Genomic DNA, 24,996 nt, shown 5'->3' with positions numbered 1-24,996 from the left:
ATGCTTGCTATTGTTAGCACCAGCACTGGATCTCGAGGTTGCGATCCACACCATCGCCGGTCACGGTGGCTGGATCGCGGAAGGTTGTTGTCGCATGTCTCTGTCGACCCCCGCCCCCGTCCGCAAGGCACGTGACCTCGCCCTCGGCGTGAATGTCATGGTCAAGCGCGGGTTGTTCAACCCGCTGCGCCTCGATCACGGGGCCCGCTCGTTCTACAACATGCGCAAGTACGGTCCGTTCGCCGGCGTCGTCATGCATGCCGCGCAGACCAGGCCGCAGTCCCCGGCGATCGTCGACGAACAGGGCGAACTCACCTTCGGCCAGCTCGACGAGCTGTCCAACGCCTTCGCCCGCGGCCTGTCCGCGCAGGGCATCGGCCAGGGCGATGTCGTCGCGGTGCTGGCCCGCGACCATCGCGGCATGGTGCTGAGCCTGCTGGCCACCGGCAAACTCGGTGTCCGCGCCGTCCTGATGAACACCGGCTTCGCCAAGCCGCAGTTCGCCGATGTCGCCGCCCGCGAGAAGATCAAGGCGGTGCTGCACGACAGCGAATTCTTCGACCTGATGAGCGCCATCCCCGCCGATATTCCGCGAGTGCTGACCTGGGTCGACGAGAAGGACGGCGCCGATGCCGCCATCGCGACGATCGAATCACTGTCCGCGGGCCGCTCCACCGAGGCCGTGCCCGCCCCGGCCAAGCCCGGCGGCATGGTGATCCTCACCAGCGGCACCACCGGCACCCCGAAGGGCGCACCCCGCGACCGGGTCAGCCCGTTCATGTCGGCCCAGTTCCTCGACCGGGTACCGCTGCCCAAGAACGGCACCATGGTGATGGCGGCGCCGATCTTCCATGGCACCGGCCTCTCGCAGTTCACCCTCGGTCTCGCCCTCGGCAACCGGGTGATCTTCCAGCAGCGGCGTTTCGATCCCGAGCTGACGCTGGCCAATATCGTCTCCCAGCGCGCGGATTCGCTGGTCGTGGTGCCGACGATGCTGCAACGGATGCTCGACCTGCCCGCCGATGTGCTCGCCAAATACGACATGTCGACTCTGCGGGTGATCTTCGCGGCGGGTTCGGCGATTCCGCCGGACGTCGTGGTGCGCACCGCCGAATACTTCGGCGACGTGCTCTACAACCTCTACGGCTCCACCGAATGTGCCGTGATCACGGTGGCGACGCCGCAGGATATGCGCAAAGCGCCAAGCACGGCGGGCCGGCCGCCCGCCGGTATCCGGATCGCGCTGTACGACGAGAACCGCAAGCTGATCACCGAGCCGGACGTCACCGGCACGATCTTCATCGAGAACGCGCACGGCTTCCGCGCCTACACCGATGGCCGCACCAAGGAGCGGGTGGACGGCATGATGTCCAGCGGCGACGTGGGCCATTTCGACGTCGACGGCCTGCTGTTCATCGACGGCCGCGACGACGACATGATCGTCTCCGGCGGGGAGAATGTCTTCCCGCAGGAGGTCGAGCACCTGCTGTCCAACCGCACCGATGTGCTGGAGGCGGCCGTCGTCGGTGTCGACGACCGTGAGTTCGGCAAGCGGCTGCGCGCCTTCATCGTGCCCGGACCAGACTCCGCGCGCGACGTCCAGGAGATCAAGGACTACGTCAAGGAGAACCTGGCCCGCTACAAGGTGCCGCGCGAGGTCATCTTCCTCGACGAACTGCCGCGCAACGCCACCGGCAAGCTGCTGCGTAAGCCGCTGGTCGAGATGGACGTCGACGCGGAATGACAACGGAGCCGGGACCCGCGCCGATCGGGGTCCCGGCATCCCGCCACCAGGCATTTTCCGGGATCGCCTTGGCAGACATCGGATGAATATGCCTCGGCTATCATCGGCGGGTGATTATCAGGTTCGGCCGACCCTCTGCGGATGACCGCAGCGGTATCGCGCAGCTGCGCGGTGGGGCGGCCGGATCGTTGTCGGGGGCTGTTTCGGTGGCCGCGCACGGCTGGGCCTCCGGTGGGATGGCACCGAGTAGCAGCACGCTGACTCTGCTCATCGCCGCCTCCGCTGTCATCGGCGCGTTGGTCGCGGGGCTCGCGCCGTTGCGGACCGGATCGGCGGGACTCGTCGCCGTCCTCGCGGCCGGTCAGCTACTCGGCCACCTCTGCATGGGCTGGGGTTCCGGACATCTACATCACGGTGACCTCCAGCTGACACCCGCGATGATCGCGGCGCACCTCGTTGCCGTCGTGGTGGCGGCCGTTGTCATTCGGGGCACGGAATTCGCCTACCGGATCGGCGGCTCGGCCCTGGCCCGTGTGCTGCCCGTGCGGTATCACCCGCCCGCCATCGCCGGGCCCGCGCCGCTGCGCACCAGCCATCGTGATCGCGTCATCCTGTGGGTGCTCGCGGGCGAATCCACCCGCACTCGCGGTCCGCCGTCGGCTGTTCGCCTCTGAGTTCATCTCACCCGGACGCGACAGCTGTTCGCGTCGTGCTGCGCGGTTCATGTCGTTTCGTCGCACGCACGTCGTGCCGCACCGCGCGTACTCCGCGTTTCTGTTCGCTCGCGCGCGCTACGCGTCTTCTGGTCGTGCCGAATTCCTTCGGCGACCGTTCACGCGTTGGCGTCGTACGTCACCGCGTTGCCGCGTCCGGGTCCCATTTCGCGCCCATTCATTCGAGCTGTCGCCGACACCGTGGTTTGTCGAACCCGGCGGTGACCGTCGACGGCCGGGCGTCTCTCACCAGGACGTAATCGAACAACGATGAGTACCACTGATATCGAGACTCCGCAGCGGGAGTCCGCTCCCCCACCCGGACCACGACGGTCCGGCGTGGGCGCCGCCGCGCGCGCATTGGCGTTGCGGCTGCATTTCTATGCCGGCGTCTTCGTCGGGCCGTTCATCTTGATCGCCGCAATCACCGGCGCGCTGTACGCGATCTCGCCGACGCTGGAGTCGATCGTCAGCCGCGATCTGCTGCACGTCGATTCCTCCGGGCCCGCGCAACCGATCTCGGCCCAGGTCGATGCCGCCATCGCCACCCGCCCCGATCTGGCGCTGGTCGCTGTCGCACCCGCACCGGAATCCGGCGACACCACCCGGGTGATCTTCAACGATCCGACCCTCGGTGATTCCGAACGGCACGCGGTGTTCGTCGACCCGGCGACCGCAACGCCGGTCGGCGAATCCGTGGTCTACGGCAGTTCCGGCGCGCTGCCCATGCGCACCTGGATCGACCGGCTGCACCGCGACCTGCACCTAGGCGAACCCGGCAGGCTCTACAGCGAGCTGGCCGCGTCATGGCTGTGGGTGATCGCGCTGGCCGGTCTGCTGCTGTGGATCCGCCGCGTACGGGCTCGGCGCAACCGCAACTCCGCGGGCTGGCTGCTGCGGCCGGATCGTTCCGGAAACGGACGTGGACGCACCCTGAATTGGCATGGTGCGGTCGGTTTCTGGATTCTGCCGGTGATCTTGCTGCTGTCGGCGACCGGGATGACCTGGTCGACCTATGCCGGCGAGAACATCACCGCACTGCGCGAGAACCTCAGCTGGACCACACCCGCGGTCAGCACCACGCTGCCGGGCTCGGACGCACCGGCGACCCACGCCGGCGGCGACCACCATCACGGTGGTTCGGCGGCCATGCCCATCGGTGACACCGGCGACCGGGTCGCGCAGCTCGATCGAGTGGTCGAGGCGGCACGTGCGGCGGGGATCGACCAGCCGGTCGAGATCGCGATTCCCGCCGACGACTCCACGGCATTCTCGATCAAAGAACGGCGCATGCCGGGGACGTACTCGGTCGACGCCGTAGCGGTCGACGGCGCCACCGGTTCGATCACCGCACGGCTGCCCTACGCCGACTGGCCGCTCATGGCGAAGCTGTCGAACTGGGGCATCCAGTTCCATATGGGACTGATGTTCGGGCTGATCAACCAAGTGCTGCTGCTGGCGGTGATGATCGGCCTGATCACGGTGATCGTGCGCGGCTACCTGCTGTGGTGGCGGCGCCCGACCCGCGATGACGGAACATTCGCTGTCGGCAAGCCGCCGCAGCGCGGTTGGTTGCGGCGTAGTCCGTTGGTGCTGATCGTGCCGCTGGTTGCGGTCACGGTGCTGATCGGCTGGTTCGCACCGCTGATCGGAGTGAGTCTGCTCGGATTCCTGGTGGTCGATGTCGTCATCGGCTTCGTCCGGAACCGCGCTACCGCATAGCCCTAGCCTCCGTACAACCACACAACACTCGGGCCCGCGACCGACGTGGGCCTGGCTTCGCCGTGCGCTGAACTGCGTCGATGCACGCGTCTGCCCACTCGGCAGCGGCTGCACCGCCACGACGCGGATTCCCCTCCCCTGGGCCATGTTCGGCCGGAGCTCCATTCCCATCTCCACACCCATGACAAGGAACGAATCCCCCATGAAGATCAATCAGCTCGCCCTGCTGACCGTCGCCGCGACCACTGTCTTCGGCCTTACCGCGGCAACCGCTCAGGCCGCACCAACACCGGAACCGGAGGCGGTGGGTTTCACGGCGACGGCCACCGAAACCTCTAGCATCATCAGCACCGACGCAGGCTCCCTTGTGGTCGAAGATCAGGTGCTGAAAGTGAAGGCGCCCAACGGAACCGAGCTCGCGGGCACGCCGCTGACCTTCCGGGTAGATGACTTCGAGTTCCCGATCGCCGCCGAGCTCTCCGGCCGCACCGCCACTCTCACCCCGCAGTTCGATCTCGCCCACGCCAGCTACCGCCCCGCCGCCCTGCCATTCGAGGACAAGGCCAACTACAAATCGGAGTACGACCGCGAGAAGGACGCCTGGAGCCGAATGACCAGCACTGTCGGCTACGGCGCCAGCATCGCCACCCTCCTCGGCGGAATCGGCGGCGCCGCAGTCGGCTGCGTGCTCGGCGGCATCGCAGGCGCCACCATCGCCTCCGCCACCATCGTCGGTCTCTTCGGCCCCTTCATCCCCGCCGCCGCGATCGGCTGCATCGGCGGCGTCCTAGCCGTCGGCAGCCTAGGCGCGGTCGTCGGCCAGATCTTCATCACGGCTCCGGTGGCGATCGGCGCGGCGATCCAGTACGTCACCACGATCAACTCGCCGTTCCCGGCCAAGTGATCTGACACGACCGCGTCCCAGGGAGATTCTCCCTGGGACACGGTCGTCGATCACCCGGCGGTCAACGCTCCCTGCGCGACGGGAACCCGGACCTCAGCCGAGGTTCACCCGCGTGAGCGTTGGCGGTGGAAAAGGGGGGCGGGGGATGAATGCGACAGGGTGGCCAGCCGACCGCTTCGAGAGGCAGCAGCCCAGCGTGCGGACTGCGGCTTGTCGGATGCCGAGCTCGTCGTTTGCGGGCGAGAAGGCCGGTCGCGGCGCGACCGCCTCGACGGGGTGTCGTTGCGGTGGGGTCGCTCGCCCCGAGGCAACAGGCGTTGCTGGCCGACCTCGATGGACTCGTTCTGCTTGTCGTCTTCGACCTCGTTCCGGTCGAGCAGTTCAGCAATCTGATGCAGCACGTGTTCGAGTTCGAGTTCGCGCTTCATGGCGTCGTCGCCATCATGGGCGCTGCTCGGGACCTCGTCGGCCGCGGGCGGGACCGGAACCTCGTCCAGTGAGCCGGCATCGCTGTCGGCCGAACGGATCCGATTCCGCATACTCACGGCGATCGCGGCGGTGATCGCAACGATGAGACCGCAGAGCAGTGCCTGATTTGTCAAGGCGGCGGTCGCTGCCTTCTGTGCCGTATCGACGCTCGGTTCCGCGCCGCCGCCGAAGACACTCTTCAGGACGCTGCCGAGCGTTTCCCTCAGCTTGTCGCGATCGTTGGTCATGTCTTTGAGCTCCGGCGCCTTCCCATTGAGGTACAACAGGGTCGCCGGGACGAATACGGCGTTTGCCAGAGCGGGACCAATCGCCAACACCCGTCCGACACCGATCATCCGATGCAGCTGCGCCCCGAACAAGGCGGCTACCGCGGTCACACCGATGAGCATGCCCAGCCACTCGCTGATGGAGACGACCGGCTGTCCGTAGATGCGGAGCGCGGGAACGGAGCCGTCGAGTTGACCGAAAGCGTTGGTGTGCACGTCACCATACGGGCCCGAGGCCGACACCCAGGGTTGGAACAGCAGTACGAGCGTGAGAAGACTCAGCGCTGTGATGGCCCAGCATTGCCAAACGGATCGGCTTTCGAAGCCGTGCTGTGCGAGATTGTCGACTTGCCCGTGGGGTGCGTTTTCCATTGTGTTTTGAATTCAACCTTCGGATCTACTGATTCCGGTTTATCGCGAATTCGGAGACCTGAGTCACGTCCCCGATATGCCCTTGTCATCGTCGACACTCAACAGACTAGACCATCAGATCCGCAGGTCAAATGATGTGCGTCACGAAGAGAGCTGCGACACAATACTTTCCGGTAACAAGACAAAATACTCTCCGGTAACAATTGCTTCGGCACTCGCCCGAATACCAGAGCGCTGTGTGGCGAGACTACTTTCGACCGATCGGGCCGACGATCACCTGATCCGGTGCGCACCCGCGGACGGGACAACGGTGAACGTGCGCGGTTCGGCAAATCCGCGCCGAGCGAACCGGTCTCGTACGGCTGCGGTGACATGGCCGATGTCGTCATGGTCCACGAGCGCGATGACACTGCCGCCGAAGCCGCCGCCGACCAAACGCGCTCCGTGCGCGCCCGCTGATAAGGCCGCTGCGACGGCGGCGTCCAGCGCGGGAGTGGAGACCTCGAAATCATCGCGGAGGGAGGTATGGGAGGCGGTGAGCATCGAACCGATCCGGCGTGGGTCGGTGTCCGCGCGCAGTACAGCGACCGCACCGAGGACCCTGGCGTTCTCACCGACCACATGCCGGGCCCGGCGCCGCAGTACCGAGTCCTCGAGCCGATCCAGCTCGTCGAGGGCAGCGATCTCGCGCAACGACCTCACCCCTAGATCCGCTGCCGCGGCGGCACATTGCGCACGACGTTCGGCGTACGCGCCATCGGCAAGCCGATGTGGATACCCGGTATCGACGACGAGCAACTCCAGGCCGTGCGCGCCCAGGTCGAACGGGATCTGCTCATAGGCATCGGGTTCCGCCCGGCCGAAGCGCTGCACATCGAGGAACAGCGCGTTGCCCGCAGTGCACAGCAGGGCGGCGGACTGGTCGAGAATGCCGGTCGGCACACCCACATAATTGTTCTCCGCGGCACGGGTCAGCTCGATCAGCTCGCGCTCGGAAACCGTGACATCGAACAGGTCTCGCAGCGCGACGGCAACCGAGCAGCACAGCGCCGCCGACGACGACAGTCCCGCCCCGATAGGCACCCGGCCATCGATCCGCAACTCGACCCCACCGGCCGGATACCCGCGCCGCACGAACTCGGCCACCACACCGATCGGATACCGAGCCCAGCCGGGCACGCCGTCCCGGGCCGTGTCGAGTGAACTCGGTGCACGGTCGATCCGCTCGCCGGGCCGCTGCCGCGAACGTACAACGACCCGGTTGTCCGCGCGCCGTCGCGCCCCGCACGCGACGGTCATCGGCAGCGCGATGGGCAGGACGAACCCGTCGTTGTAGTCGGTGTGCTCGCCGATGATATTCACTCGTCCCGGCGCCACCCAGGTTGCGATGGCATCGTCGAAGTCGTCGTCGGGCACCTCCCCACCCTACGAGACACGCCGCGCGAGCAGTGGTTTCGCCGCGGCACGATGCGCAATGGGCGATCGTGGGTCACGCTCGGTCCGAAGGGATGACCGCCCGCGCGTCGCGGGCCCGGCCGCATGGGGAGCTCCGTGATCGACATAGCCCGACGCCGTATGCGCCTGCCTCGACCACCACGGCTGCGCCTCGCCCAGCAACGCCGCGAGGCAGCGCTGACCATCGAGATCGCTGCCGCCACCGGCACCGGATCCACCGCCCTTTCCGCCTTCGACGCCGCCCTGTGTGAGCTCGGCGTCGGCGAGGCCAACTTGATCCGGCTCTCGTCGGTGATTCCGCCGGGCGCACGGCTCGAGCGATCGGAGCGCATCAACACACCCGTCCGCTGGGGCGACCGTCTCTATTGCGTGTACGCCGTCGGACACGCGCATACCGCTGGCGAGTGTGCCGCGGCGGGAATCGGCTGGACCATGCGCGCCGACGGCGCTGGCCTGTTCGTCGAGCACGAGGCCGCAACGGCCGTTGAGGTCGAACACCTTGTCCGGGCCAGCCTGGCCGATATGACCGATCAGCGTTGCGGCGACTTCGGACCGGTTCGGTTGCACACCACCGAAACTCGATCCGAGGGTCGGCCGGCCTGCGCGGTAGTCCTTGCCGCCTTCGGCGCGACCGGCTGGGACCGACTATGAACGACCTACACGTGACGGTCGAGACCACGATCGACGGCGAATCCGTCGAGTTGTTCCACGGACTCTACGAGCAGGCTTTCGGCGCGCTGCGGGCCAAGGCCGCGGCCAGGCAGGTGCTGCATCGCGAGGAATTCCTGGCCGAAATGAGCGACTCACGGGTGCTCAAATACGTCGCGCGCACCGGTACCGGCGAACCCGTTGGTGTCACGACGCTGACCAGGCATCTGGAGACGGTGCCGTGGATCAGTCCCGAGTATTTCAGTGCGCGATATCCGGAACACGCGGCCCGTGAGGCGATCTACTATGCGGGTTTCACCCTTGTTGCGCCAAGTGCGCGACAGGGTGCCGCGTTCCATGTCATGATCGAATCAGTTGTCCGAGTTCTCGTGGCCGAACGTGCCACGGTCGGCTGGGACATCTGCTCGTACAACAACACTCGGTTCTCCTTCGCCGACGGCATCCGCGCGGTGCTCGAGGAGCAGGCAGACGTCGAAGTAGCAGTTGAGGATTCCCAGACCTACTACGCGGCCCGATTCATCGGAACGGGAGCGATGAAGGGGGGCTGATGGAACTCACCGGAGAGCAGTCGGCGGGTGGGCGATCGCACTTCGGACATCGGTGGATCAGGTTCGTCCCCGGCGTCGCGATCGTCGCGATCGTGCTACAAACTCTGATCGATTCGCCCCCACTATCACTGTCGACGATGACCCTTGTCGTCGCGGGCGCGCTCACCATGATCGGCGCGGGCCTCCACCGGCACCGCCCGCAACGGCCGCTGCCGTGGTACCTACTGTCGGCGTCGGCGGTGCTGTTCGCCGCGGGAATCGGGCTCCGCGATTTCGCCGACGCATCCACTCGCCCCCTCGAGGACATCTTCACTCTCGGCGGCTATATCGGCATCGGAGTGGCCGCCGTGTGCTGGCTACGCCCCCGGCAGATTCACACCGATTACGACCTGTTGCTCGACTCGGCGTTGATAGGGCTTGGTGCGCTGCTGGCGTCGTGGACCTTCCTCATCTCGCCCGCGCTACGCACCGACGGCCATCTCGGTCATGCCGTGGCGACGGCGATCTATCCGATCCTCGACGCGTTGCTGTTGGCACTGGTCGCCTATTCGGTGGCCACAACCACCCGCTCCGAGACATCGCTGCGGCTGCTGCACGGCGGATTGCTACTGGCCCTGCTCGGCGATCTCGGCTACAACCTGGAGGTCGCGGGCACCCCGGTTGCCGCCCGCGATGTCCTGCTCGCACCCTTGCTGATGGCATACACCCTGGTCGGGATCGCCGCCCTGCATCCAACCATGACATCACTTGGGGCGCCGCATCCGATCCATCCACATCATTCGCGGCAGCGGGCCAGCTTCATCGCCGTCGCGCTGATCGTCGCGTCGCTGATCCCAGTGGTCGGTTCCCGGCTCGGCACGGTGGACCGGGTGGTGGTGTCGTCGTTGTGCGCCCTGCTGCTGATCGGGGTGCTGGTGCGCAGTGAACGCGCCATCGTGCGCAGCGCCCGCAGCGAGAAACGCGCCCAGTACCAGGCCGACCACGACATGCTCACCGGCCTGCTGAACCGTGCGGCGCTGCTGCGCGCGCTGTCGCGCAATCGCACCCATTGGGCCGAACGTCCGCTGTGCCTGCTGTTCATCGATCTGGACGGGTTCAAGATGATCAACGACAGCTACGGCCACGCCGTCGGCGACGAACTCATTGCCAATGCGGCCTCGCGGATCCGCCGTGCGGTGCGGCGCGACGACGTGGTGGCACGCTACGGCGGCGACGAATTCGTCGTGCTGGCCCCACTGGACCGGCAGGAAGCCGAAGGCTTGGCGAAACGGCTGCTCGGCACCTTCATCCGCCCGTTCGAACTCAGCACGGGTGAGGTACCGATCACCGCGAGCATCGGCCTGGCCTGTAGTGGGCCGCGCGCCGCGGAAGCCGATATCTACGACCTGCTCCGCGAGGCGGATTCGGCGATGTACCACGCCAAGGAGTACTCGCTCGGCTACACCTTCTACGACACTTTCCGGGACGAGACCCGCGCCGCGCCCGACACCGCCCGCCACCCCTGGCGTCGTGAAACGGCAGTCTGAGCGCGGCGAGCAGTCAGTCCGACAGTTCGGCGAGCAGCCGCTTGGCCTGCTCCAGCTCGGCCTGTAACTGCTCGACCTTGGACAGCTGCGCTCCACGCACGGCCTCCATGATCCCGGCGACCACCTCGGCGACCTCAGGGTGCAGCAGCTTGGCGGCTTGCGAGACGGCCGTACCACTCACCGGCAGTGCCCGCACCGTGCGCTTCTTGCCGTTGACCACGTCGACGCTCCACTCGCCGTCGGCGGTGCCGGTGATGGTGACGCTGAGCTCGGCCGCTTTCGCCTTGCGTGCGGGCGCTTTGGCGGCCGGCTTCGGCGGCGCGGGCGCAGCGGGCGCGGTGGCCGACGCGGGCTGCTGACGTGCAGGCGCCGATGCGGTGGCACCGTTCGATGCAGCGGCCTCGGCCGCCGGTTTCGCGGCGGCCGCAGGCTTCGGGGCGGGAGCGGTGGGCGCGGGGCTCGTCGGGACCGACGGCTTGGTCACGGTGGTTGGTTCCTTCCTGGTGGTCGACTTCGGCTGTGCCGTGGCACCTGTGGCCCGATCCCGCACGGGCTTGGTGAGGGTGACCTCGGCCGGCGAAAAGGACAGTACATCTTTGGAACCGGTGGGCCGGATCTGCAGGAAATCGCCGTCGGACGGCTCACCGAGCGCGATGACCTTGCCCGACCGCCCTTCCGGTATTCCCACGGCCGCGGCGGTGAACCACACCATGGGCGGGCGGCCGTCGGCGATCTCGGTGGCGATCTGGTGAATCTCGGTGTTGGACAGGGGTTGCGGTGTGGTCTTGGACTTTGTTCGCGGCGACGACATGGTGCTCTCCGGGCAATTCTCGCGTTTCGTGAAGGGCCTGCGTGCACAGATGATGCCGCACCGCACCGACAGGTTCTCCCCGCACCCGGTGAATCCCGCCCGCATCGATCGTGCCGATCCCGCTACCGCGGCGGGCCGACTGCGATAAGAATAGAACACGTTCTACTGTTCCCGGGAGAAACGAACGGCAGGAAACCGCGATGACCGAAACCGTCGATCAGCAGGCGCTGACCATGGCCGCCGTCGGCAGGCTCACCGGCCCGGGCGGGCGGTTCGAGATGACCGCGCAGCAGGTGCTCGGGGTGCCGACGCCGCTGCTCGTCCACCGCGACCGCTGCCTGGCCGACGTGCTCGCGACCTCCACCCGGTGGGGCGATCGCGATTACCTGGTCACCGAGGACACCCGGTTGTCGTTCACCGAGCACGCCGCCGCCGCATCCGCCCTCGCCAGGGCCCTGCGCGATCGCTACGGCGTCAGCAAGGGCGACCGGGTCGGCATCCTGGCCGCGAACACCCCGGAATGGGTGGTGACGTTCTGGGCGGCGCAATGCCTCGGCGCGATCGCGGTGGGATACAACGCATGGTGGGCACCACCGGAGATCGCCTACGGCATCGGCCACACCACACCATCGGTCCTGATCACCGACGCCAAACGCGCCGACCGCATGGCCGAACTCGGCCTCGACGTCCCGGTCCTGACCATGGAGCGCGACATCCCGGCCCTGATCGATGAGTTCGCCGACGGTGAGCCGCCGACGACGCCGGTGGACGAGGACGATCCAGCGGTCATTCTGTACACCAGCGGCACCAGCGGCCGCCCCAAAGGCGTGACCCATTCCCATCGCAACCTCATCGCGGTCATCGGCTACCACCGCTTCAACGACGCGCTCGCAGCGGAGCTGACCGGCGGCACCGACGATGGCGGCAAGCGCTTTCTGCTCACCTCACCGCTGTTCCACATCGCCAGCCTGCACAACCTGGTGATTCCGCGCCTGGTGAGCGGCGATACCGCCGTCATCCATCAGGGCTCGTTCGATGCCGACCGGGTACTGCGGCTGATCGAACGCGAGCGGGTCAGCAACTGGGGCGCCATGCCGACGATGGCCACCCGGATGCTCGAGCGCGATCTCGGTGAATACGATCTGTCGTCGCTGCGATCGTTCTCGCTGAACTCGGCGCCATCCTCGGCGGCATTGCAGCAGCGGTTGCGCGACCAGCTTCCGGTCGCGCGGACGGCACTGGTCACCAGTTATGGCCTCACCGAATGCAGTACGGCCGCCACCTTGGCCGCACCCGCCGAGCTCGCCGCCTTCCCGGATACCGTCGGCCGCCCGGTCATGGGCGTGTCGGTGGAGATCCACGACGAGACCGGCGCCCTGCTCCCCGAGGGCGAGGAGGGCGAGATCTGGGTGGACGGGCCCTACGTGATGCTCGGGTACTGGAACGATCCCACCGCGACCGCGGCCGCGATCACCACGGATCGCAAGCTGCGCACCGGCGATATCGGCATTCTCGAGGACGGCAGGTTGCGGCTGTCCGGGCGGCGATCGGATCTGATCCTGCGCGGCGGCGAGAACGTCTACCCCACCGAGATCGAGCAGTGCCTCGACGAACATCCCGCCGTGCTGGAGAGCGCGGTATTCGGCGTGCCGGATCCCGATCTGGGGCAGGCGGTCGCCGCGGTGGTGGTCGTCGAGAACCTCACGGCCACCAGTGAAGACGCGTTGCGCGCCTTCACAGGTGAACGTCTCGCGTACTACAAGGTTCCGGCCCGATGGCGGGTGACCACCACTCCACTGCCCCGCAATGCCACCGGCAAGGTCATCCGCGCCGGTCTCCAACCGTGACGAGCCCGATCACCACGTCGGCGGCCAAGAAACTAGAACTGGTTCTACCATGGTGAGGGCCGCTGTTCGCGGTTCGTACGACGAAGGAGTTGCCGTGCCACTCGACGCATCCGGCAAGAGTCTGCTCGCTGCCGTGCAGGCCTCGCCGCGCGCTGTTGCCGCGCACGACCGGCAGGCGTGGGTGGGTCTGTTCACCCCGGACGCGACGGTTCGCGATCCCGTCGGCGCACGACCGCACATCGGCCGCGACGCGATCGAGCGGTTCTACGACACCTTCATCGCACCGAATACCATCGAGTTCCGCGTGGAACACGATTTCACCGGACCCGCAGTCATTTTCCGCGATCTGACGATCCAGACGACCATGTCCACCGGCGCACGCGTGCTGGTCCCGATGCACCTGCGCTATGACCTGGCCGAGGCAGACGGGACGCTGCGGATCATCCACCTCGCCGCGCATTGGGAACTACCAGCGATGGTCGCGCAGTTACTGCGCACCGGAACACCAGGGTTCGGCGCAGGCCTGAAACTCGGCGCGGCACTGGTGCGCAATCAAGGGCCGGCAGGCGCGGCAGGTATGGCTCGCGGGTTCACCGGGGTCGGCCGGTCGGGCAAACGGGTGGCCACGGAGCTCTTCCGCGCCGCGAGTTCCGGCGACACCGCGCATGTTCGCCGGCTGCTCGGCGCGGGCACTGTGATCGAATGCCCCGCTGGGACGGTGGTTTCCGCCGACGAGTTCACCGAATGGGCCGCGCCGGGCCTGCGCGCAGGCAAGATGCTCGCGGCCGGACGCACGGTGACGACGAGCGTCGAACGGGATGGCGCGCCGGCGCTGATCGCTCTCGACTTCGCCCCGGACGCTCCGCGTATCCACACCGTCGGCGTGTTCACTCAACCGGTTCGTCACCAGAGCTGATCAGGGAGGGTGCACCTCACTCCTGCGCCGAGACGAAAACGCCGTATTCCGGGTCCTCGACGCAGTCGAGCCAGGACAAGTCGAGCGCGCTGACCGGCAGGTGGCGGCAGCGATCGGTCGCGGGCAGGAAGCGCTCCCGGATGTCGATCGCCTCCGGCACGTCCACACACAGCCACCGCACCACACCGTCGTCGCAGCGTTGGAATTGGGTTTCCAGCCCGGCCGCCAGCTCCACCACGGTACCGCCGGGGTGGGTTGCGAGCCATGGGCGCAGTACTTCGTCGAAGCGCAATGAGCGGACCGCGTGGGTTCCGTCGGGTTTACCGAAGACCTTCTCGTAGTCGAAGTCGATGGGTTCGTAGATCCGCTCGCAGTCCGGATCGCGCAGGATGGCATCGGCCCGCATCGACTCCGAGGCCCGGTTGTGCAACGTCCACAGCATGGTCAGCGGAATGCCGCTGAGCCCGACGTCACCACTCATCAGATCCACTTCCCGCCGCCGAGACGGCCGATACCAGGAGGAACAGATCAGGCATGGGTAGCCTAACCGCGAAACCGGCGGAGGCGAGACATCACCGCCTGCCTGAAACACGAACCGCACTGCTTGCCTTATTCACGCTGATCAGAGCATTTCCCACGGCTGACGGCGGCATCAATTTCATACCGAGCTGTATGCGGTATTTACTGAGACGCAAAGTCCCAGTAAATTGGTCATAGCGAGACCTACACCACACGCACGAGGAGACTCCGATGACGCCGTCGACTGTGCCGCTCACCCAGGATGTCGGCAAGGACTACCGAGATGCCCTGCAGATGCTGTCGGAAGGGTCGGTCAATCGACGCTTCGACCCGTATCTGGACATCGACTGGGATTCGCCGGAACTGGCCCTCGACCCGAAGGATCCACGCTGGATCCTGTCCCCCGAGATCGATCCGCTCGGCGCCACCCAGTGGTATCGGGATCAGTCGGTGGACCGGCAGATCGAGATCGGCAAATGGCGGGTCGCCAACTCCATCAAGGTCGGCGCCGCGTTCGAGACGATCCTGATCCGCGGAATGATGCAGTACATCATGAAGCTGCCCAACGGGTCGCCGGAGTTCCGCTACTGCCTGCACGAGATGACCGAAGAGTGCAACCACATCCAGATGTTCCAGGAGCTGGTCAACCGGATCGGCGTGGACGTGCCGGGGATGCGGCCGATTTTCAAGGCGGTCTCGCCATTCATCGGCGTGGCGGGAGGATATGCGCACGTCATCCTGTTCATCGGCATCCTCGGCGGCGAGGAACCGATCGACCATTTCCAGAAGGCGCTGATCCGCGACGGCGCGAACCTGCCGCCGATGGTGCTGCGCACCATGGAGATCCATATCGCCGAAGAGGCACGGCACATCTCCTTCGCAGGCGAATTCCTCAAGGCGCATATCGCGAAGATGAACCCGGTGACCACCCAGGTCTGCGCGATCGCCTTCCCGCTGGCCATGCGCTGGCTGGCCGGGGAGATCATCGCACCGCCGCGGTCGTTCGCCGAGAAGTTCGACATTCCGAGGGAAGTGATCAAAGAAGCGTTCTGGCGCAGCCCGCAGTCACGCAAGATCCTGTCCGGCTACTTCGGCGATATGCGCGCCCTCGCCGATGAGATCGGCCTGATGAATCCGGTCACGCGGCGGTTGTGGAATGCGCTCGGCATCGGCGGCGATCACGCGCGCTACCGCAGCGAACCGGATCGCCGGATCCGCCACGCAGCCTGAGCGGTCGTGGCCCGCAGCGACGTGCGGGCCACAGTTTCGGCGCCTCGCCGCTAGCTACCGGCGGAACCCGCTGCGGTGAATTCGCGCAGCACCGAGGTCAGTTCGCGGTCAGGGTCGACATGGATACCGCTTGTACGCGCCGCGCCGTCGAGGACGAACCAGGTGATGGTGGCGAGCTCGTCGACCACCTGGGCCCGCGACCGGTCCGGCGCCGGGTCAGCGACCCAGGTGGACAGCACTCCCTCGACCATTGTCACCACCGCGAACGGGACGGAATCGAACGGCGTGGCATCGGTGCCCATCAGCTGCGCGATCGAGGAGATCAACTCACTGCCGCGGGCGGCGATCCGCAGCTTCAGACTGGCGACGGCGTCGACGGTGTCCTCACCGCCGTAGGGCGGTCCGGTCCGCGCGAACTCGGTGAGACGCGGATGGTCCGACATCCAATCCGCGACGGCGCGGATGGTGCGAGTCAGGATCTCACGCACCGAGCCGGTCGACACGTCGAGCTGCTCATCGAGCTGGGCGGCGAAATCATCGATCAGATACGAGCGGATCCGCCGATCCAGCTCTTCACGGCCACTGAACTGCCGATATACGACCGATTTGGCGACACCGGCGCGTTTGGCGATGCGATGCACCGCGACATCGGCGCCGGCCGGACTCTCCTCCAGCAGCTCGACCGCGGCTCGCAGAATCGTCAGCTGGCGCTCGCTGTTGTGCCGCTCCCAGCGAGCCTCATAGCCACTGACCGCCCCCGGAATCCGCGGCTGTGGCGAAACCACCGACATGCCAGGCAGTGTACCGAGCGCCGGACCCATCGCGTGCCGGTGCTCGCGGGACCGGGCAGCCGCCGCGCAACGGCTGCCCGGCGCTCCTCGGCTAGCTGCCGAGCATACTGCGCAGGACCGAGCCGAGCATGTCGGCGATCGATCCGGTGGAACTCAGCTGGCCGTCGGAGGAACCGAGACCGTTGTCATCCATGCTGCCGAGCGCACCTTCGCCGATATTCGGCTTCCTGGCGGTGAAGCAGGCGGTCAGATTCGGGAACTCGGCACCGACGCCGACCGTGCCCGCCACGCCGACGCCACCGCTGGTGACCTGCTGACCGGTTTGCAGATCGCCCGGGACCGGGTAGGTGATGTTCAGGGTGACGGGATTGCCGGAGTTGACGAACCAACCGGTACTGGTGACCTTCCATCCGCCGGCATTGGGCTCGGGCGTCACCGCCTCGGTCTGCTGTCCGCCGACCGCGTGATAGGCGGTGATCGTCGCCTTGACCGGCGCCCCGAATCCCCGCGGAGGGAAATCGGTGATGGTGTTGACGTAGGGATTCCCGATACCGGTAGTGCCGACCACCACGGTGTAGGTCACGGTCGTGCCGATACCGACGGACTCATTGCTGGCGATCTTGTCGTAGACGTGGGTCACGCCGACCGTGCTCGCGTCCTTTTTGGTGGCGTGGCTGCGCACCGAACACGTGTCCGCGGCGGCGGTTCCCGCGCCGACTGCGACTCCGAAACCCGCGAGTGCCATCGACGCGGTCGCGATCAGGGCACCCGTACGAATACCAGGGAGCATTGTTCCTCCAGAATTCCCGGAGACCTCTGACCTCCGGGATTACATGTTCCTCATCAGGCGATTCGACTCGCCCTCGGGCGGATATCCGCCTGAGTGACAGAGAAGCACGGCTACTGGACCGACGTCCAGGTTTTCTGGAAATTCGATGTTTCACAATTTCGCGGCGGCTACGCCCTCAGGCCAGTTGCACCAACGCGCACCCGGCGATCAGCGCGACCAGGCCACCCAACCGGACCATTGTCACCGGTTTTGCCGGCAGCTGGAACCACCCGCGGTGGTCGATGGCCGCCGAGGCCAGCTGCTGTCCGGTGACGGTGAGCGCGATGGTCGTCGCCGCGCCGATATGGGGGATCACGGTGAAGGTGACGGTCACATAGACCGCCGCGGCGACCCCGCCGAGCCAACCCCACCAGGGCACGGCGCGCAGCGGTGCCACCTGCGGGCGCGGTGTGCGTCCGGCCAGCAGCAGGACGATCAGCACCACGGCGATGGTGGCGGTGGCGACGAGGAACGACCACATGCCGGTCGCCATCGGATCGTCGAATTCCACACGCAGGGCGGCGTTTACCGCACCCTGTACCGGCAGAACCGCGCCGGCGACCAAGCCGAGCACAATCCACGCGCTGCGCGAGGCCGTGGACGACTGGACCCGGCCGCCCTGGCCGCGGATGACGACGACAATGCCCGCCAGCACAGCGACGGCTCCGAGAATCGTGCCCGGACCGAGGGAACGTTGCTGCACACCGAGCAATCCGCCGACATCGAGCACGATGGAGGCGAACATCTGCCCGGTGACGAACAGCCCGACCGACGCGAGCGCACCCAGACGCGGAAAGAGCAGGATCGCGCTGGTGATGTATATCGGTGAGGCGATGCCGCCGAGCAGCTTCCACGGATCATGCGCGATGACCTCCCCCACGCTGCCCAATGCGCCCCAGCCACCGGCAATTCCGGTCACCAGGGCCAGTAGCGCCGCCGAGATCGCCAGTTGCAGGGTGGATGCGCCGTAAGCGGTTCCCACCGCCTTGTTCAGTTGCAAATTCACCGAGGCTTGCACGGCGAGCAGGCCTCCGATCAACAAGGCCGAAGCCAGAAAAACCACAGTCATTGGTGTCTCCCGCAGGATTGGTCAGAGATATCGCGGAGATGAGATCCGGACGTCATTTACATTCGCGGGTCGCGCGCACCGGGATCAACGGCGAATATCGCAACCAACCATGACCTTTCGCGCATGGTTCGGTCATCGATCGAGCATCCGGTCATGATGTCGTGACCAGGATCGACGGGTGCAGGGCAGCGGCGGGAGCCGCTCGGTCACCCACCGCCGCTGGCGGAGAGTGCCCGTAGCGGCAGCTGCTGATCGGCGGCATGCGCGAGGAGCTGTTCGTCGTGACTGATCACCACCACCACCGCCCCCGCTGCGGCGAGCTCACGCATGACCTCGGTGATCGAGTGCAGGTGGCGGCCGTCGACACCGGAGCTCGGCTCGTCGAAAACGATCAACCTGCGCCCACTGAGCCGCGCCGACGCGATGACCAGGCGTTGCTGCTGTCCGCCCGATAGTGCCAGCGGGTGCCGGTCATCTAGTCCCGCCAGCCCAAGCGCTTCCAGCAGGGCCGCGTTCCGCGAGGTCGCACCAGCGGAGGCTCCGAGCGCGATCTCAGCGGCGACGCTGTCGGTGAACAGCTGACGTTGCACGTCCTGCATCACGATCGCCGATTCGCGTAGCCGATCCCGGCGCTCCCATCGCCGCCCGTCGAGGCAGACCGTTCCCTTGTGCCGCTGGAGCCCGGTCAGCACTCGTGCCAGCGTGCTCTTGCCCGCCCCATTGGGGCCGGTGATCGCGGTGACCGCGCCCGCGGGCAGGTGCGCCGAGCCGATCTCGAGGACCGGGCGACCGCCGAGCGTGCATCGCAGATCGTGCAGGGTCAGCCCCGATTCGTCCGGCGGTACCGCCGGATCGGCGGCGATCGCGATACTGGGCCCGTGCGCGCGGGCCGGACGGGTCTCGACGGGTGCGGATCGAACCCGCAGCCCCGCCGCGGCGAGCACCTCGTCGGGAAGGCCGGCGAATTCCGCACCGCTCCATTCCTCGACCACACTCCCATCGGCCAGCAGGACGACCCGGTCCGCCAGCCCACGCAGATAGTCGAGGCGGTGTTCGGCGATGACGACGGTGGTGCCTGCCTCACGCAATAGACGAAGGGTGGCGGTGAACCGGGTGACGGCGTCGGCGGACAGATTGGCGGTCGGCTCGTCGAAGAGCACGACATCGGGACGGTGGCCGACGGCCGCCGCCGCAGCAACCTGCTGCTGCTGTCCACCGGACAGCTCGCGCAGCCTGCGCCCGGTCAGCGGAGTGAGATCGTGACCGTCGACGAGGGCGGTGACCCGTTCGCGGATTTGTGCCGGTTCGGTGCCGAAGTTCTCCAGGACGAAAGCGATTTCGTGCTCGACGGTTTCGGCGAAGAACTGGCGACGGGGATGTTGCAGGACGGTGCCGGTCAGCCTGCCGATCTCATCGAGTGCCAGCTCGGCCGATGACCGGCCATTCACGTGCACGCTGCCGTCGAGGACGCCGGCATGGAAATGCGGTATGAGCCCGTTCATCAGGCGAAGCGCGCTGCTCTTGCCCGATCCGCTCGCACCGCACAGCACCACCATCTCACCCGGTGCGATACGCAGCTCGAGGTTGTTCAGCGTCGGTGCGTCACTGCCTGCGTAACTCCATCGGACGCTGTCGATGTCGATCACGGTCGGCCCCCATAGCGCAGAGTGGCCAGAACGATAGCCGCGGCGACAACCGCAGCGATCGCGTCCGCGGCGCGCATGCGCGGCGGGTTCATACTCGTCGGCGTTGTCGAGGAGCCGAGTCCGCGCAGTAGCGCCGTGGCCGAGAGATCGTCGGCCACACGCAAGCTCGAGGCAATGAGCGGCACGGTGAAGTACTCGATGCTCATGATCGGATGCCGGAGCCATCCGCGCACACCGCCGAGGCCACGCAGGCGCATGGCGTCACGGACGGCACGCGCCTCGGCGACGATCGTCGGGACAAAGCGCAACATCACCGTTGCGCTGACCGTCAGCGCCCTTGGTATCCGCGCGGCCCGAAGCGCCGCCGTGAACTCCGCGGGACCGGTGGTCCGGACCAGATGAGCGGCGATCCCACCGATGGCGATCAGCCGCACGAGGTAGGCCGCCACCGTCGCGATGATCCCGATCACCGGGTGCCGGATCACGGTGGGAAGCGCGTACGCCACAGCGGCCGATACTCCTGCGGCAGCGGGTAATCCGAGTACGCGCGGCCACGCGCCCTCACCGATCGCCAGCAGCATCCCCACAACGATGCAGCCTGCGCTGAATCGAGCACCGCCGGGTGCCATCACAATGACGCTCGCGCCGAGTACCAACAGGATCTTCGTGCGCGGGTCGAGGTGTAGACGGCGCTCATGCCACGACTGAATCGGCGGGTCCTGTTGTGTCAGGGTGGACATCGACGTCACCGCCCGCACGCAGATACGGTCAAGCCAGTCCCGCTTTCTCGAAATGCTTGTCGAGCAAACGCGATCCGAGCAGGCCACCGAGGAAGCCGAGCACCACGGTGGACAGATCGAACGCGATCAGGACCGTCGGCGAGAGCAGTCGGTTCATCTGCTCCAGGTAGTCCGATCCCATCTGCTGCATGGACGCACTCGAGAAGTACGCGTCGCGATCGTAGAAGACGGGGAGCAGCGGGCCGACGTACCACATCGCATAGACCGCGTAGGCGAATATCCCAGCCCAGCGGGATCGGTAGCGGCCCAGCCAGACAATGACCTCGGCGAGCAACGCGCACCCGACCGTGATGACGAACCCGATGGCCGGATGCCCGGTGAGCGTCAGCAGCCCGGCGGTGACGATGGCGAAGACGGTGATCATCCCCGCGTGCTGTATCCGGGTGAGGAACAGCATGAACGGCACCCCACCGGCGACGATGCTCGCGGCGAGCGCGAAGAGCATGACGGCAGGATTGAGGAAACCGAGCGCATTGATGGCGAACACGATCACGGTGTAGAGCGCGCCGAAGATCCCGATATTGATGAGATCGCGCGGACTCATCCGAATATCGATGATGCGCTGCTGTTCGATGTGCGGCGTGTTCACGATTGCCCTGCCTGTACTCGAGATCCGTTGGCGGCACCCAGCTGCCAGCCCTTGGCGCGTAGTCGTTCGTTCCAGAATCGCGCGTAGACTCCCGCCGCGGACACCAGGCCGGCGTGCGTTCCACGCTCGACGATGCGACCCTGGTCCAGGACCAGGATCTGGTCGGCGGCGAGGACCGTCGACAGCCGGTGCGCGACCACGACCACCGTCCGGTCCGTGGCGAGTTCATGGATCGCGTCCGCGACAGCGGCCTCGTTGACGGCGTCGAGCGCCGCGGTCGCCTCGTCGAGCAGCACGATCGGCGCATCCTTGAGCAACGCGCGTGCGATCGAGACTCGCTGTTTCTCCCCACCGGACAACGTGGACCCGGCTTCGCCGACGCGGGTCTGCCAGCCATCGGGCAACCGCTCGATCACCTCGTCCAGCCGCGCGATCCGCGCCACCCTGGCCAGATCGCCGTCGGAGGCGCCGGGGTCGGCCATGCGCAGATTCTCGGCGATGGTGCCCTCGAACAGGTACACGTCCTGGAATACCTGCGCGGTCATCTCGGACACCCCGGCACTGCCGAGCTCACGGACGTCACGACCGCCGATGAGTACCTCACCGTCGTCGACATCGAAGAAGCGGGCGATGAGTTTGAGCAGGGTGGATTTACCCGCGCCGGATGGACCGACCACGGCGGTGAGCGATCCCTGGGGCAGGGTGGCGTCGATTCCGGTGAGCACGGCACCGGCCCGCGCGTAACCGAAGGTGACACCGCGCAGTTCGACATCGGCACCCGCGGGTTCGGCGGAACGGGCGGGTTCGGGCAGCGGCGCCACCGCCAGCAGGGCCCGCACCCGGCGGATGGCGTCGGCGTTAACCTGCACATGCCCGGCGAGATCACCGAGCTGGGCCAGCGGATCCAGCATGCGCAATGTGATGATCAACAGCCCGATCATGGTTGGCACCGCCAGGGTCCCGTCTACCGCAAGCCCCACCGCCAGCGCGATCACCGCGGTGACAACGAGTTGGACGGTGCCGTAGAACGCGATCAGCCCCCACGCGCCGCGGATGGTCAACCGGGACTGCGACAGTTGCTGGCGTTCCAGTGATTCCTCGAGCGTGCCGAGTTCGGGCCGCTCGAGCACACCGTAGGCCCGCAGGGTTGGCTGCTGCCGCGCGAACTCGACGATCCGGGAGGCGGTAGCGCCGATATCGTCCTCGTACTGATCGTCATTGCGTCGGATGATCTCCATCAGCAGCCACAACGCGAGCACACACAGCACGGCGCCCGCGGTGAAGGCTGCTCCGATCCGCCAGTCGAGGACATAGCTGCCGATGATCATGGTGATCGGTGCGGTGACACCGACCACCACATGACGCAGCAGATGCGCCGGAACATTCGCCACGTCCATGGTCGCTTTACCGAGCAGGCGGCCGACCGGTCCGGTGCGATCTGGACCGAACCAGCCGATCGGCAACCGCGCCAAATGGTTTCCGATCCGGGTGTGGAAGCTGGTGAGCACATCGGTACCCACCAGGTAGCCCATCGAGGTGCTCCAGGAGAACAGCGCATGGTGCACACCGACCACCACCGCGATCGCCGCGATCCACGCTCCGACGGCAGTTCCGTCGACCGGGTCGGCGGCCAGCGCACCGATCAATGGTGCGACGAACAGGAACCCGATGCCCTGGAGCACGCCCTGTGCGCCTTGCAACCACAGCATGGTGCGTAGCCGACGGCGGCCACCGTCGTCCAGCAGCTCCATCAGGTACCGAATCATCGTGATCATCGACCGACCCCCATATCCACCGCGACGTCCGCATGGGCGCGCTGATCGTGTTCCCACAGCCGGGCGTACAGACCGGCTTCGGCCAGAAGCTCCTCGTGCGTCCCCTGTTCGGCTATGCGACCCTCGTCCAGGACGACGATGCGGTCCGCGCCCCGGATCGTGCTGAGCCGGTGGGCGATCACCAGCACGGTCCGGCCTGCCGCCACCTCACTCAGCGCGTCTTGGATCCTGGCTTCGTTCTCCGGATCCGCGCTGGCGGTGGCCTCGTCGAGCACCAGAACCGGACGATCCGCCAGAATGGCTCTGGCAATGCAGATCCGCTGCCGTTCGCCGCCGGAGAGCAACGCGTCCTCCCCCACCACCGAGTCGAGGCCGCGTGGCAACTGGGCGATGCGGTCGAGGATCTGCGCTTTGTGTGCCGCTTCGGTGACCGCCGCGTCGTCGGCGTCGGGCCTGCCGAGGCGGATGTTCTCGCGGATGCTCATGCGCAGCAGATCGGATTCCTGGAGAACGAACGCCACATGCCGGTACAGATGTGCCGGATCGGCGGCGCGGAGGTCGACACCGTAGAGCTCGACCGTGCCCGCGACCGGATCATCGAAGCGCGGCAGCAATTTCGCGAGTGTGGACTTGCCGGAGCCGGACGGGCCGACGAGAGCGGTGATCGTGCCGCGGTGGAGTTCGAGGTCGATTCCGTCGAGGGCAACCGTATCGCCGTAGGTGTGGCGGACATCGCGCATCCGCACGACCGGACCGTCGTATCCGGGGTCGAGGGGCACCGGGTCGGCGGCTGTCGGCAGTTCAGGGCCCGACAACAGCTCCCGGATGCTCTGCGCCACTTGCAGCGCGGTGACCAGCGGATGCACCGACATCATGACCGTCATCAGGCCCGCGGTGACGACGGTGCCGAAGACCAGGAAGGCCACCAGGCTCACCAGCGGCAGCTGCCCGGTGGCGGTCAGGATGCCTCCAGCGGTCGCGACGACAACGAGCACGCTCGGCGGCGATACCAGCACCTCGGCGATGACACCGGCCACGCTCGTCGATTTCGACCAGGTGAGGAAGAAATGCGCGAAATTGCCCGAAACTTCCTGGAAGCGACGGCTCGCCACGCCCGGTGTGCCGAAGGCTTTCACTACGCCGATGCCGTTCACCAACTCCACCGCCGCGCCGTTGAGGCGTTCGAGCCACCGCATGAATTCCGGGTACTTGTCTCCGGCGCCGGCCATCGCGCGCTGATAGACGAGCAGACCGATGATCATGGGCAGCACGGTGATCAGCGCCATTCGCCAGTCGATGTAGAACAGATAGCCGAGGGCGACCACCGGCGGCACCGCGGCCGCGGTGAGCTCGACCACCGAATGCGCGATGAGCTGATGCAATGCCGCGACGTCGTCTTCCACGATCTTCTTGACCAAGCCCGAGTTACGGTCGGTGAACCAGGTCAGTGGGACCCGGTTGAGTTTGCCGAGCAGGTCGCGCCGGATGCGGAAGGAGACCTGGATATCGGCGAGGTGGGTCAGGACCCCGGCCGCGAAGGTCCCCAGCTGGCGGACGGCAAGGGCCACCAGCGCCACCACGATGATCGGCCACACATCGGTGTATCCCGCCAGTAGCCTCCGGCTGATCTCCACCACCGCGATCAGGGGCGCCATCCCGGCCAGCGCGCTGAGCGCGGTGAGGACGGCACATCCGATCAAGGTAGATCGGCCCGCGGCGAGAACCGAAGGCGCCGCCGGGACGGAACGGTCTGACATACCCAACCT

The 24,996-nt window shown here is 66.7% G+C and carries 22 protein-coding genes; 10 read left to right on the top strand and 12 right to left on the bottom strand.

The window, feature by feature from the left end; all coding sequences use genetic code 11:
• Window positions 1-94: 94 nt before the first annotated feature.
• From GV792_RS14160 to GV792_RS14145, 4 genes are all read left to right on the top strand, one after another.
• Window positions 95-1,744, top strand: coding sequence for an acyl-CoA synthetase (locus tag GV792_RS14160; protein WP_163824565.1), 1,650 nt, complete (start codon window positions 95-97; stop codon window positions 1,742-1,744).
• Window positions 1,745-1,854: 110 nt separating this feature from the next.
• Complete coding sequence (locus tag GV792_RS14155) at window positions 1,855-2,418, top strand: hypothetical protein (RefSeq protein ID WP_163824564.1); 564 nt, start codon at window positions 1,855-1,857, stop codon at window positions 2,416-2,418.
• A gap of 309 nt (window positions 2,419-2,727) precedes the next feature.
• A complete protein-coding gene (locus GV792_RS14150) occupies window positions 2,728-4,179 on the top strand; it encodes a PepSY-associated TM helix domain-containing protein (protein WP_163824563.1) in 1,452 nt (483 codons plus the stop codon).
• A gap of 202 nt (window positions 4,180-4,381) precedes the next feature.
• Entirely contained in the window at window positions 4,382-5,083 is a 702-nt protein-coding gene (locus tag GV792_RS14145; protein WP_163824562.1) for a hypothetical protein, read from the top strand.
• 104 nt (window positions 5,084-5,187) lie between these two features.
• Here the strand turns inward: GV792_RS14145 and GV792_RS14140 are convergent, their stop codons facing one another.
• Together GV792_RS14140 and galK are read right to left on the bottom strand one after the other, a co-directional pair.
• Window positions 5,188-6,054 (bottom strand): hypothetical protein, encoded by an 867-nt coding sequence (locus GV792_RS14140; RefSeq protein WP_163824561.1) that lies wholly within the window; start codon window positions 6,052-6,054, stop codon window positions 5,188-5,190.
• A 429-nt stretch (window positions 6,055-6,483) separates the two neighbouring features.
• On the bottom strand, window positions 6,484-7,626 hold the full coding sequence (gene galK, locus GV792_RS14135; protein ID WP_163824560.1) for a galactokinase: 1,143 nt from the start codon (window positions 7,624-7,626) through the stop codon (window positions 6,484-6,486).
• Between the two features lie 135 nt (window positions 7,627-7,761).
• Here galK and GV792_RS14130 point away from each other — a divergent pair, with 135 nt between their 5' ends.
• Genes GV792_RS14130 through GV792_RS14120 form a run of 3 tightly spaced genes read left to right on the top strand, consistent with a single transcriptional unit; the run spans window position 7,762 to window position 10,408 of the window.
• The gene (locus tag GV792_RS14130) at window positions 7,762-8,316 is read left to right on the top strand and encodes a pyruvoyl-dependent arginine decarboxylase (protein WP_309138512.1); all 555 of its coding nucleotides are present in this window, start codon (window positions 7,762-7,764) and stop codon (window positions 8,314-8,316) included.
• Complete coding sequence (locus tag GV792_RS14125; protein ID WP_163824559.1) at window positions 8,313-8,882, top strand: hypothetical protein; 570 nt, start codon at window positions 8,313-8,315, stop codon at window positions 8,880-8,882. The genes GV792_RS14130 and GV792_RS14125 overlap by 4 nt, the downstream gene beginning before the upstream one ends.
• A complete protein-coding gene (locus GV792_RS14120; RefSeq protein ID WP_163824558.1) occupies window positions 8,882-10,408 on the top strand; it encodes a GGDEF domain-containing protein in 1,527 nt (508 codons plus the stop codon). The genes GV792_RS14125 and GV792_RS14120 overlap by 1 nt, the downstream gene beginning before the upstream one ends.
• A 13-nt stretch (window positions 10,409-10,421) precedes the next feature.
• Here the strand turns inward: GV792_RS14120 and GV792_RS14115 are convergent, their stop codons facing one another.
• Window positions 10,422-11,219, bottom strand: a complete 798-nt coding sequence (locus GV792_RS14115; RefSeq protein WP_175582989.1) for a DUF6319 family protein — start codon at window positions 11,217-11,219, stop codon at window positions 10,422-10,424.
• A 200-nt stretch (window positions 11,220-11,419) separates the two neighbouring features.
• Between GV792_RS14115 and GV792_RS14110 the strand changes: the two genes are divergently transcribed.
• On the top strand, window positions 11,420-13,066 hold the full coding sequence (locus tag GV792_RS14110; RefSeq protein WP_163824557.1) for a class I adenylate-forming enzyme family protein: 1,647 nt from the start codon (window positions 11,420-11,422) through the stop codon (window positions 13,064-13,066).
• 94 nt (window positions 13,067-13,160) lie between these two features.
• Complete coding sequence (locus GV792_RS14105; protein ID WP_163824556.1) at window positions 13,161-13,982, top strand: nuclear transport factor 2 family protein; 822 nt, start codon at window positions 13,161-13,163, stop codon at window positions 13,980-13,982.
• 16 nt (window positions 13,983-13,998) lie between these two features.
• On the opposite strand, the gene GV792_RS14100 is transcribed toward GV792_RS14105, so the two are convergent.
• Window positions 13,999-14,463, bottom strand: a complete 465-nt coding sequence (locus tag GV792_RS14100) for a class I SAM-dependent methyltransferase (RefSeq protein ID WP_175584361.1) — start codon at window positions 14,461-14,463, stop codon at window positions 13,999-14,001.
• Between the two features lie 269 nt (window positions 14,464-14,732).
• On the opposite strand from GV792_RS14100, the gene GV792_RS14095 reads away from it, so the two are divergent.
• The gene (locus GV792_RS14095) at window positions 14,733-15,731 is read left to right on the top strand and encodes an AurF N-oxygenase family protein (protein WP_163824555.1); all 999 of its coding nucleotides are present in this window, start codon (window positions 14,733-14,735) and stop codon (window positions 15,729-15,731) included.
• Window positions 15,732-15,781: 50 nt separating this feature from the next.
• Here the strand turns inward: GV792_RS14095 and GV792_RS14090 are convergent, their stop codons facing one another.
• The 8 genes from GV792_RS14090 to GV792_RS14055 all read right to left on the bottom strand — a co-directional run bounded on the left by GV792_RS14090 (window position 15,782) and on the right by GV792_RS14055 (window position 24,987).
• Complete coding sequence (locus GV792_RS14090; RefSeq protein ID WP_163824554.1) at window positions 15,782-16,522, bottom strand: TetR/AcrR family transcriptional regulator; 741 nt, start codon at window positions 16,520-16,522, stop codon at window positions 15,782-15,784.
• Between the two features lie 91 nt (window positions 16,523-16,613).
• Window positions 16,614-17,312: a hypothetical protein gene (locus GV792_RS14085; RefSeq protein ID WP_163824553.1), complete on the bottom strand. Its 699-nt coding sequence runs from the start codon at window positions 17,310-17,312 to the stop codon at window positions 16,614-16,616.
• Between the two features lie 175 nt (window positions 17,313-17,487).
• Window positions 17,488-18,420 carry a DMT family transporter gene (locus GV792_RS14080; protein WP_163824552.1) on the bottom strand — a complete coding sequence of 311 codons (933 nt, stop codon included), beginning with the start codon at window positions 18,418-18,420 and terminating at the stop codon, window positions 17,488-17,490.
• Between the two features lie 206 nt (window positions 18,421-18,626).
• The gene (locus tag GV792_RS14075; protein ID WP_163824551.1) at window positions 18,627-20,066 is read right to left on the bottom strand and encodes an ATP-binding cassette domain-containing protein; all 1,440 of its coding nucleotides are present in this window, start codon (window positions 20,064-20,066) and stop codon (window positions 18,627-18,629) included.
• Window positions 20,063-20,806, bottom strand: a complete 744-nt coding sequence (locus tag GV792_RS29600) for an energy-coupling factor transporter transmembrane component T family protein (RefSeq protein ID WP_163824550.1) — start codon at window positions 20,804-20,806, stop codon at window positions 20,063-20,065. The genes GV792_RS14075 and GV792_RS29600 overlap by 4 nt, the downstream gene beginning before the upstream one ends.
• A 28-nt stretch (window positions 20,807-20,834) precedes the next feature.
• Window positions 20,835-21,455 carry an MptD family putative ECF transporter S component gene (locus GV792_RS14065; RefSeq protein ID WP_309139108.1) on the bottom strand — a complete coding sequence of 207 codons (621 nt, stop codon included), beginning with the start codon at window positions 21,453-21,455 and terminating at the stop codon, window positions 20,835-20,837.
• Window positions 21,452-23,230 (bottom strand): ABC transporter ATP-binding protein, encoded by a 1,779-nt coding sequence (locus GV792_RS14060; protein ID WP_163824549.1) that lies wholly within the window; start codon window positions 23,228-23,230, stop codon window positions 21,452-21,454. Before GV792_RS14060 ends, GV792_RS14065 begins: the two co-directional genes overlap by 4 nt.
• A complete protein-coding gene (locus GV792_RS14055) occupies window positions 23,227-24,987 on the bottom strand; it encodes an ABC transporter ATP-binding protein (RefSeq protein WP_256668066.1) in 1,761 nt (586 codons plus the stop codon). The genes GV792_RS14060 and GV792_RS14055 overlap by 4 nt, the downstream gene beginning before the upstream one ends.
• Between the last annotated feature and the right edge of the window lie 9 nt (window positions 24,988-24,996).

This window comes from Nocardia cyriacigeorgica (genome assembly GCF_010868145.1).
In the GTDB taxonomy this organism is placed as follows: Bacteria; Actinomycetota; Actinomycetes; order Mycobacteriales; family Mycobacteriaceae; genus Nocardia; species Nocardia cyriacigeorgica_D.
Note: the sequence above shows the minus strand (reverse complement) of the source record. Positions and strands in the feature narration are given on the sequence as shown.

Excerpts from the sequence above, each read along its gene's own strand:
- GV792_RS14080 (WP_163824552.1), bottom strand. The coding sequence starts at position 18,420 with ATGACTGTGGTTTTTCTGGCTTCGGCCTTGTTGATCGGAGGCCTGCTC.
- GV792_RS14145 (WP_163824562.1), top strand. The coding sequence starts at position 4,382 with ATGAAGATCAATCAGCTCGCCCTGCTGACCGTCGCCGCGACCACTGTC.
- GV792_RS14160 (WP_163824565.1), top strand. The coding sequence starts at position 95 with ATGTCTCTGTCGACCCCCGCCCCCGTCCGCAAGGCACGTGACCTCGCC.
- GV792_RS14095 (WP_163824555.1), top strand. The coding sequence starts at position 14,733 with ATGACGCCGTCGACTGTGCCGCTCACCCAGGATGTCGGCAAGGACTAC.
- GV792_RS14090 (WP_163824554.1), bottom strand. The coding sequence starts at position 16,522 with ATGTCGGTGGTTTCGCCACAGCCGCGGATTCCGGGGGCGGTCAGTGGC.
- GV792_RS14115 (WP_175582989.1), bottom strand. The coding sequence starts at position 11,219 with ATGTCGTCGCCGCGAACAAAGTCCAAGACCACACCGCAACCCCTGTCC.
- GV792_RS14150 (WP_163824563.1), top strand. The coding sequence starts at position 2,728 with ATGAGTACCACTGATATCGAGACTCCGCAGCGGGAGTCCGCTCCCCCA.
- GV792_RS14055 (WP_256668066.1), bottom strand. The coding sequence starts at position 24,987 with ATGTCAGACCGTTCCGTCCCGGCGGCGCCTTCGGTTCTCGCCGCGGGC.
- GV792_RS14060 (WP_163824549.1), bottom strand. The coding sequence starts at position 23,230 with ATGATCACGATGATTCGGTACCTGATGGAGCTGCTGGACGACGGTGGC.
- GV792_RS14110 (WP_163824557.1), top strand. The coding sequence starts at position 11,420 with ATGACCGAAACCGTCGATCAGCAGGCGCTGACCATGGCCGCCGTCGGC.
- GV792_RS14125 (WP_163824559.1), top strand. The coding sequence starts at position 8,313 with ATGAACGACCTACACGTGACGGTCGAGACCACGATCGACGGCGAATCC.
- GV792_RS14100 (WP_175584361.1), bottom strand. The coding sequence starts at position 14,463 with ATGAGTGGTGACGTCGGGCTCAGCGGCATTCCGCTGACCATGCTGTGG.
- GV792_RS14085 (WP_163824553.1), bottom strand. The coding sequence starts at position 17,312 with ATGCTCCCTGGTATTCGTACGGGTGCCCTGATCGCGACCGCGTCGATG.
- GV792_RS29600 (WP_163824550.1), bottom strand. The coding sequence starts at position 20,806 with ATGTCCACCCTGACACAACAGGACCCGCCGATTCAGTCGTGGCATGAG.
- GV792_RS14120 (WP_163824558.1), top strand. The coding sequence starts at position 8,882 with ATGGAACTCACCGGAGAGCAGTCGGCGGGTGGGCGATCGCACTTCGGA.